The organism is Helicobacter sp. UBA3407 (assembly GCF_949747025.1).
In the GTDB taxonomy this organism is placed as follows: Bacteria; Campylobacterota; Campylobacteria; order Campylobacterales; family Helicobacteraceae; genus Helicobacter_D; species Helicobacter_D ganmani.
Genome location: NZ_CATKCB010000133.1, coordinates 1 through 7,335 on the forward strand (window position 1 = coordinate 1; position 7,335 = coordinate 7,335).

General features: G+C 37.0%; 8 protein-coding genes and 1 pseudogene. All 9 read right to left on the reverse strand.

Annotated elements, in window-relative coordinates:
- Positions 1-322 (reverse strand): annotated as a pseudogene (locus Q1553_RS04645) (hypothetical protein); the annotation flags it as partial.
- Entirely contained in the window at positions 319-564 is a 246-nt protein-coding gene (locus Q1553_RS04650; RefSeq protein WP_115552228.1) for an NADH-ubiquinone oxidoreductase subunit E family protein, read from the reverse strand. The gene Q1553_RS04650 and the pseudogene Q1553_RS04645, both read right to left, overlap by 4 nt.
- On the reverse strand, positions 561-1,790 hold the full coding sequence (gene nuoD, locus Q1553_RS04655; protein ID WP_115552229.1) for an NADH dehydrogenase (quinone) subunit D: 1,230 nt from the start codon (positions 1,788-1,790) through the stop codon (positions 561-563). Before nuoD ends, Q1553_RS04650 begins: the two co-directional genes overlap by 4 nt.
- 1 nt (position 1,791) lies before the next feature.
- Positions 1,792-2,595 (reverse strand): NADH-quinone oxidoreductase subunit C, encoded by an 804-nt coding sequence (locus Q1553_RS04660; RefSeq protein ID WP_297570421.1) that lies wholly within the window; start codon positions 2,593-2,595, stop codon positions 1,792-1,794.
- 9 nt (positions 2,596-2,604) lie between these two features.
- Positions 2,605-3,114: an NADH-quinone oxidoreductase subunit B gene (locus tag Q1553_RS04665; protein WP_115552231.1), complete on the reverse strand. Its 510-nt coding sequence runs from the start codon at positions 3,112-3,114 to the stop codon at positions 2,605-2,607.
- Positions 3,096-3,485, reverse strand: coding sequence for an NAD(P)H-quinone oxidoreductase subunit 3 (locus tag Q1553_RS04670; RefSeq protein ID WP_115552232.1), 390 nt, complete (start codon positions 3,483-3,485; stop codon positions 3,096-3,098). The genes Q1553_RS04665 and Q1553_RS04670 overlap by 19 nt, the downstream gene beginning before the upstream one ends.
- A gap of 328 nt (positions 3,486-3,813) precedes the next feature.
- Entirely contained in the window at positions 3,814-4,668 is an 855-nt protein-coding gene (locus Q1553_RS04675; RefSeq protein ID WP_297731015.1) for a S1-like domain-containing RNA-binding protein, read from the reverse strand.
- Positions 4,661-5,230, reverse strand: a complete 570-nt coding sequence (locus Q1553_RS04680) for a hypothetical protein (RefSeq protein ID WP_297570424.1) — start codon at positions 5,228-5,230, stop codon at positions 4,661-4,663. Before Q1553_RS04680 ends, Q1553_RS04675 begins: the two co-directional genes overlap by 8 nt.
- 65 nt (positions 5,231-5,295) lie before the next feature.
- A complete protein-coding gene (locus Q1553_RS04685; RefSeq protein ID WP_115552234.1) occupies positions 5,296-7,185 on the reverse strand; it encodes a menaquinone biosynthesis decarboxylase in 1,890 nt (629 codons plus the stop codon).
- Positions 7,186-7,335: the final 150 nt, after the last annotated feature.

Consider the following 7,335-nt stretch of genomic DNA (forward strand, 5'->3'; position numbering starts at 1 on the left):
CATTAGAAGTATCATAAAATGCGTTACAAAGCAAAGCGACAATTGCTTCTTCGCAGCCCACTTCATAAAGAAAATGCAAAAGTTTCGGATAAGGATTGAAGTTTAAGGGGTGGAGCAAAAAAACTTGAATGGAATCCTCACAATCATCTTGCGATTCCAAAACTTTTAAATCTACTCCTTGTTGCTGCAATACACAAGCAAATTCCTCTACAAATCCGCCCAAAAGTAGAATATTTTTGTCCTTTAATGTGTTTTTTTCTAAGGATTCAATAAAATGCGCCTTTCCATCATTTGCCAAAAAAGATTCTACCAATGCGCTCATTCCGCAACCTTTGTAGTTTCTTTTCTCACCATAATTGTCCAATCCACTTCATTAAATCGCAAAGAATTTAATAATGTATTGCCACTTTGTTTCACTAAATCTGCACTCTTTTGCACATTATCAAAGTCCAATACTTCAAACAAAAAGATTCCTACTTCTCCTTTTTCTAATTCATTGTCCAAAATGGCTTTTAAGCGCGGACAAAAATCATTTTTTAAATGGCGCAAATCAAAACGTTTCATCGGTCAATCTCTCCAAATACAATGTTTGTATTCCCAATAATCGTTACAACATCGGCTAAATAATGTCCGGGCAATAAATCTTGCAACACTCCTGTATGGAAAAAACTAGGGGTGCGCATTTTTACACGATAGGGATAAGGCTCGCCCTCCGAGCGGATAAAGAATCCCAACTCACCCTTTGGCGATTCTGTTGGAACATATACTTCGCCAACAGGAGGGCGCATTCCTTGTGTAACCAAAACAAAATGCTGCATTAAAGAATAATTTTGTGTCATAATTTGTTCTTTTGGAGCAGAAAAATAACGCGTATCCTCACACATTAAAAGCGTATCGGTATCTTGATATTTATCTATCAGTTGATATAAGATTCTAATACTCTGACGCATTTCTTCCATATAGAGTAAATAGCGTCCATAGCTATCATTACTCTCTCCCACAGGCACATCAAACTCTAACTCATTATAAAGTTCATAAGGTTCTTCTTTACGAATGTCCCAAGCAATTCCACTTCCACGCAACAAAACCCCACTTAATCCCCAGCTTTTTGCCATTTCAGGGCTTACAATACCCACATTTTCTAAACGCATACGCCAAATTCTATTTTCGCTTAAGATTCCCTCATAAAGCTTAATTTGGCTTGGCAACAGCTCCAAATAAGCCTTTAACTTTTCAATCCAACCTTGTGGCAAATCCAATGGCACTCCGCCAATTCTAACACTAGAATGCGTTAATCTTGCACCACAATAATCCTCAATCAAATCAATGCCAAATTCACGCTCTCTAAAGCAATAGAGGAAAATACTCATTGCCCCCACATCTAGTGCGTGTGTTGCAAGCCAAAAGAGATGAGAAATAATGCGATTGAGTTCCAAAAGCATTGTGCGAATCACTTTTGCTCGTCTAGGCACTTCTACACCCAATAATTTTTCTACGCTTAATGCAAAAGCATAGTTGTTGGAGCTTGCAGCAATATAATCCATTCTATCTGTCGTGGGCAAAAACTCATTATAAATCATATTTTCTGCCATTTTTTCCATTCCACGGTGCAAATATCCCACATCAGGAGTTGCCTTGATTACTTTTTCGCCTTCTAATTCCAAAATCAAACGCAACTGCCCGTGCGCACTTGGGTGTTGAGGACCAAAATTGATTACCATTGTATTATCACTTATGCGGTCAAAAGCAATATTTTCATAAAATGGCATTAATTTATTGGGTTGCTGCATCTTACTTCCTCTCTTTAAGTTCTTTGGAATTTTCCGGCTTTAGTTTGGTTACAAACAACACACCTTCCTCCTCTTGATAGGCAATGGGCTGGGGCTTCTCTGCTCCTTTTTCTATTTTTTGTCCATATTCCACTTCATAACCCAAATGAGAGAATCGCGTAGAATCATAGCGGTCAATCCTTGCGGAATCTCTTTGTTCTACACCAATGACTTCGCGATTCTCTTTACCAAAGATTGTATCCACTTCATACCATTGCGCTGCTTCATCTCCTTGCAAAGGATAGCTTTTAAGCAAAGGGTGTCCCACCCAATCATCAGGCATTAAAATACGTTTAGGATAAGGGTGTCCTAAAGGTAGAATCCCAAACATATCATACATTTCACGCTCACTCCAATCCGCACTACGAAATAATTCCGTTACAGATTCTATTTTTTCGCCTTTTCTTAAAAAAATCTTTACCCGCAAACGTTTCGCACGGCTTAAAGAGAGCATTTGATAAAAGATTTCAAAGCCTCCTTTTTGTTCTAAATAATCTATTGCGCTAAGCTCACTCAAGACATCATAACCGATTGTTTTTAAAGTTGCTAATGTGCTATAAATAGAATCCTTTTCTACCCATATTACCAATGTTCCACGCTCAAGATAAGATTCTATGATTTTAACTTGTTTGCCCAACATCTCTACATCTGCGCAATACACAGCGTCATTGGTTATAGGTTCTCTTGGGATTCTTGGGGAAACATAAAATCTATCTTTATAATAAACTTCTTTTTGCGCATTATTTTTGGGTTTATATTTTCTCATACTATTCCTTTATACCAAACGCTTAGGAGGCTGCACACGATTAGATTTTTGCTTGCGGATTTTTTGCTGAAGCACCATAAGGGCATATTGCAAAGTTTCTGGACGCGGAGAGCAACCCGGCAAATAAATATCCACAGGAATAATCCTATCCACGCCTTGCACAGTGGCATAAGTATTAAACATTCCACCGGTGTTTGCACAACTTCCCATAGAAATCACCCATTTAGGTTCTGGCATTTGGTCATACAAACGTCTCACAAATTGTGCGTGCTTTTTGGTAACAGTGCCCGCAATAATCATCACATCACTTTGTCTAGGACTTGCCCTAAAAATTGTCCCAAATCTATCAAAATCATAACGACTAGCACCTGTTGCCATCATTTCAATCGCACAACAAGCCAATCCATAAGTCATCGCCCAAAGCGAATTACTACGCCCCCAATTCAACAATTTATCTACGCTCGTTAGCGCAATAGGCAAACCCCCGCCTTTAAGATAATCTACTTCATGCTCTGCCATTTCAAAGCTCCTTTTCTCCAAGCATAAACAAATCCAATCACAAGCAACAAAACAAATAAAACCATTTCAATAAAGCCAAAAGCACCAAGCACCTTAAAATCCACAGCCCAAGGAAACATAAAAATAATCTCCACATCAAAAAGGATAAACAACAATGCCATAATATAAAATTGCGATGAAATTCTATTGGGCTGCTTAGTGGGTGCTAAACCACATTCATAGGGGGCTAGTTTTAGCTTTTGCGTGTTTTTATTTGCCAATTTTCTCCCCACGAATCGCGAAAGAAAAGTTGTCATTAAAAACGCACCAAAAGTAAAAACAAAAATAACGAATACACCAAAATATGGATGAGAAATATCTAAATGCGACACTTGCAAACCTTTAAGTTATAAAACTTTCTTGCGTATCTTAGCGTAATTCTCTTAAATTTTAAAAGAAAATCACAAAATAAGGCACAAAGATTGACTTTAATTTCATATTAAGAACATCATTCTAAAAAGAATCACTACCTTAAAAACTTTATAAAAAGTCAAATTTTCTATTACTTTTTAAAATATTCTATCTCTCTTTTCTTGGAAGTTTAAATGATACAAAAAGAAACATTTTTGAAAAAATTTTGCTTATAATTTCGTTTTATAGTAAATAAATTTCCTTTCTATAAATAATTCTAAGAAAAATTACACACTATGCAATGGGATTTTACAATAAAGTAGAAGATTTCTTTAGTTCAATGCCAACTTTTGGCTTTAGAGTGATTTTATTTTCTTCTAATAAAATACTCAAGGTATGCTTAAAAGCCTTTTTGCTCATTGCGCACACAGATTGAATCTCACTTGGCTTGCTATCATAATGTAGATTCAACTTTCCACCTTTTTGGCGCAGAATCTCTAAGACTTTTCCGCTTTCTTGCGATGTTGAATTTTTTTTCTTAGGGTGTTTTAAACTTAAATCACATTTGCCATTGGAATAAATACGTTTAATATATCCTTCGCCCTCATTAAAAAGGGGGAATTCTCCAAATATTTCATTTTGATAAATCAATCCCAAATTCACCCCATTCACCACACATTCATAACCCAAAGGAGTGATTCTAAAAGGTAGAATCCTGACCTTAAACCCTGCTTTCAGATTCGTAAGATTCTCACAAAAATTGCTCAAATAAGGTTTAATGTTTTCTTTTGCAAGCAAACGATTCTCTCTATCTACACTTAAAAAAACTGCCACTTGAGAACCTAAGGGATATTTTTGAGGTGTCTTAGTCGGCATAAACACATCTTTGGCGATTCCCAAATCCAAAAAGCAACCAAAATTGTTTTTATCCACCACTTTCAAAACCGCGATTTCTCCCCTTTGTGCTTTGGGTATTAAGGTTGTAGCTATGGGGCGGTCCTGCGAATCTGTGTATAAAAATACCAAAATCTTATCTTCTATTTTTGCACCTATGGGTAAATATTTGTTTGGCAACAACACCTCTTCTTGCCCACTTTGCAAATAAGCACCCACTTTAGCAAAACGGACAATTTTTAACTCTTTGCAAATTCCTATCTCAATCAAAAATTTCTCCTAAAATCTCATAAAGACTACTTCCTAATGGCATTCCATAGACTTCTGCGATTTGCATTCCTACAAAAAACACCATAATCATAAAAACTACAAATCCAATCAAGCCCAAAAGTAAAAACATTTTGATGAGTTTCAAATAAAATTGTTCTTCTAATGCATCATCAAGTGTTTTATAAAATTTCAAAAAATCTATGAAAAAATGTAACCAAAAGATAAAAAGTCCCACAAGCACAATGCATAAAACCCCAAAAATCAACATTGATACATAAGGAGAAAAGCTTGTGCTAAACTCATAAATATGCGCTTCCCACATCAAAACTGCATAGCCAATATGCAACCCAAAACCCACAAGATTTAACAAAACGATGAAAAATACAAACCCGACAAAAAGTTCTGTCGCGCTAGAATATTCCCGAAATTTTTTGTGCATATTCTTTTTAATTACATTGTCTTGCAACCCTTGATAACGCAACTCCATAATTTCTAATTTCAAGTCTTTCAACCAATTCTTACGCGTTTTACTTTCAATTTTTACCTGCGCATTTCCACTCATTTACAATCCTTAAATTCTGTAAATTTATAGATTGAAATTCTACTTTAAAATTGTCAAGTAAAACTTCACATTTTGGAATCATAGGATTTATCAATATGAAAGGTGCGATAAAAACTTTCTAAATCTCCAAAATCACTTAATAATCCAAGCCTTTCTAGCTTGTCTAAAACTTCGCGTGTGCAATCCGTTTCTTTTGGCCACTCACGCATATAATCATCACACAAGCCCTTATCGCACGCATCAAGCAATAAAGTTTTACCAATGATTTTTATATCACGTTTTGCGTCTGTATTATTCACCACGCGCCAAAGCAACATATAAAGATTTTCCAAATCGTTTTTAGCAAAATCCACAATCACCACAATACGCAAAAATCTTTGTAGAGATTCTATATCTGCAGAGGGTAGGCTCTCCAAATTTGCTTGCTCTAGTGCCAAAAATGCTTTTTTAAGACTTTCTTTTTTGTCTATTCCAACCAATACAATAGGATTCCTTGTGTCCTGATAAATTTGTCGCACACATTTCACTTCTCCGCTAACACGCAAAATTTCGCTCAATATTTTATATAATTGCTCCTCACTTGCAAATTCCAATGTACTTTCTATTTCGTCCTCACGAGTACAATCTAAGCCCAATTTTCCACCTTGCGCAAAACTAGGCGAAGCGTGGTCTAGCGCATCACATACTCCCTCACTCATTAGGCAATTCTGCACTGAAAAACGATTGAGAATATAAGGAATAATCTCTGCACTTTGCAAACTTGGCGCATTTTCTCCTACAAAAATCGCGTGTTTGACAAAACTCATCTGCCCCACACCCCAAAATGCGTGCATACTCTGCTGGGCAATATGGGGAAAACGCGCTTTGATTTTAGCCAAAATCAGATTATGAAACACGCCATTTTCAGGCATATAATAGTCTATCAAATTGGGGGTTGTGGTTTGCAAAAGAGGCAAAAAGATTCGCTCTGTGGGAAATCCTAAATATTTATCCTCCAAAGGTGGCTTACCGACAACCGTCGCAAGATAAATAGGATTTTTCTTGTGCGTGATTGCACTCACTTCTAACACCGGATAAGGTTCAATGGGGGTATAGAATCCCGTATGGTCGCCAAATCTCCCCTCCTCACGCATTGCACTAGGCTCAACAAATCCTTCAATCACAAAATCCGCATCATAAGGCACGCAAAGCTCATTGCTAACGCAACGTACCATTTTTGCACGGTTTTTGCGGATAAATCCATACAGCATTAATTCAAATAAGCCATAAGGCAAAGGTGCAGTAGCGCACCAAGTATAGAGAGGATCGCCACCAATTGCGATGCTCACAGGCATTTTTTTGTTTGCTTTATGGTATTCCTCTAACAAACTCACGCTATCCTTATGCACTTGCCAATGCAATCCTAGATGATTTTTATCATACACCTGCAAACGATACATACCAAGATTCCTCACACTACCATCTAAACTCTGTGTATAACATTGCCCCATTGTGATAAATCTCCCCCCATCTTCACTCCAAGTTTTAAGAATCGGGATTGTGCTTAAATCTACTTCCGCCCCCCTTGAAATAACTTCTTGGCACAAGCCCTTTTCTTTGATAGTTTTAGGAGCTAAAAAGCGCAAATTCAACATTTTTGGGGCAATTTTCAAAGCTTCTTTTAAGGATTTTGGGGGCTTAAGCTTGATAAGTTCTGCTACCTCTTGTGCGATTCCTTGCGTATCGCCTACAAGCAACTGCACACGAGAAAAACTGCCAAAAAGATTCATTAGCACAGGGGTTTCATAGCTAATCTGCCGCGCCCTATCCACAGGATTAGTAAAAAGCAGAGCTTTGGAATTTTTATGTTTCACTTCCAAATATGCCAAATGCGGAATCTCTAGCTCTACATCTAAGGGCTCTGTGATGATTTTTAGCTCATTATGTGCTTTAAGTAAATCTATCGTTTGTCGCATAGTTCTCCTTGATTGCGCCTCTCTCTATTGAAGTTTTGGATAAATTATACCTTATATTTCCCCCCCAAGCAAGTTTTTAAATGTGTGTGGCAAGAGTCCTCACAAAAAGTCTTAAAGGATTGTAATTTTAGCCTTACGATTCGTAATTCA

Bases quoted from the DNA above. Each gene is read 5' to 3' on its own strand.
- Q1553_RS04650 (WP_115552228.1), bottom strand. From the start codon at position 564: ATGAAACGTTTTGATTTGCGCCATTTAAAAAATGATTTTTGTCCGCGC.
- nuoD (WP_115552229.1), bottom strand. From the start codon at position 1,790: ATGCAGCAACCCAATAAATTAATGCCATTTTATGAAAATATTGCTTTT.
- Q1553_RS04660 (WP_297570421.1), bottom strand. From the start codon at position 2,595: ATGAGAAAATATAAACCCAAAAATAATGCGCAAAAAGAAGTTTATTAT.
- Q1553_RS04665 (WP_115552231.1), bottom strand. From the start codon at position 3,114: ATGGCAGAGCATGAAGTAGATTATCTTAAAGGCGGGGGTTTGCCTATT.
- Q1553_RS04680 (WP_297570424.1), bottom strand. From the start codon at position 5,230: ATGAGTGGAAATGCGCAGGTAAAAATTGAAAGTAAAACGCGTAAGAAT.
- Q1553_RS04685 (WP_115552234.1), bottom strand. From the start codon at position 7,185: ATGCGACAAACGATAGATTTACTTAAAGCACATAATGAGCTAAAAATC.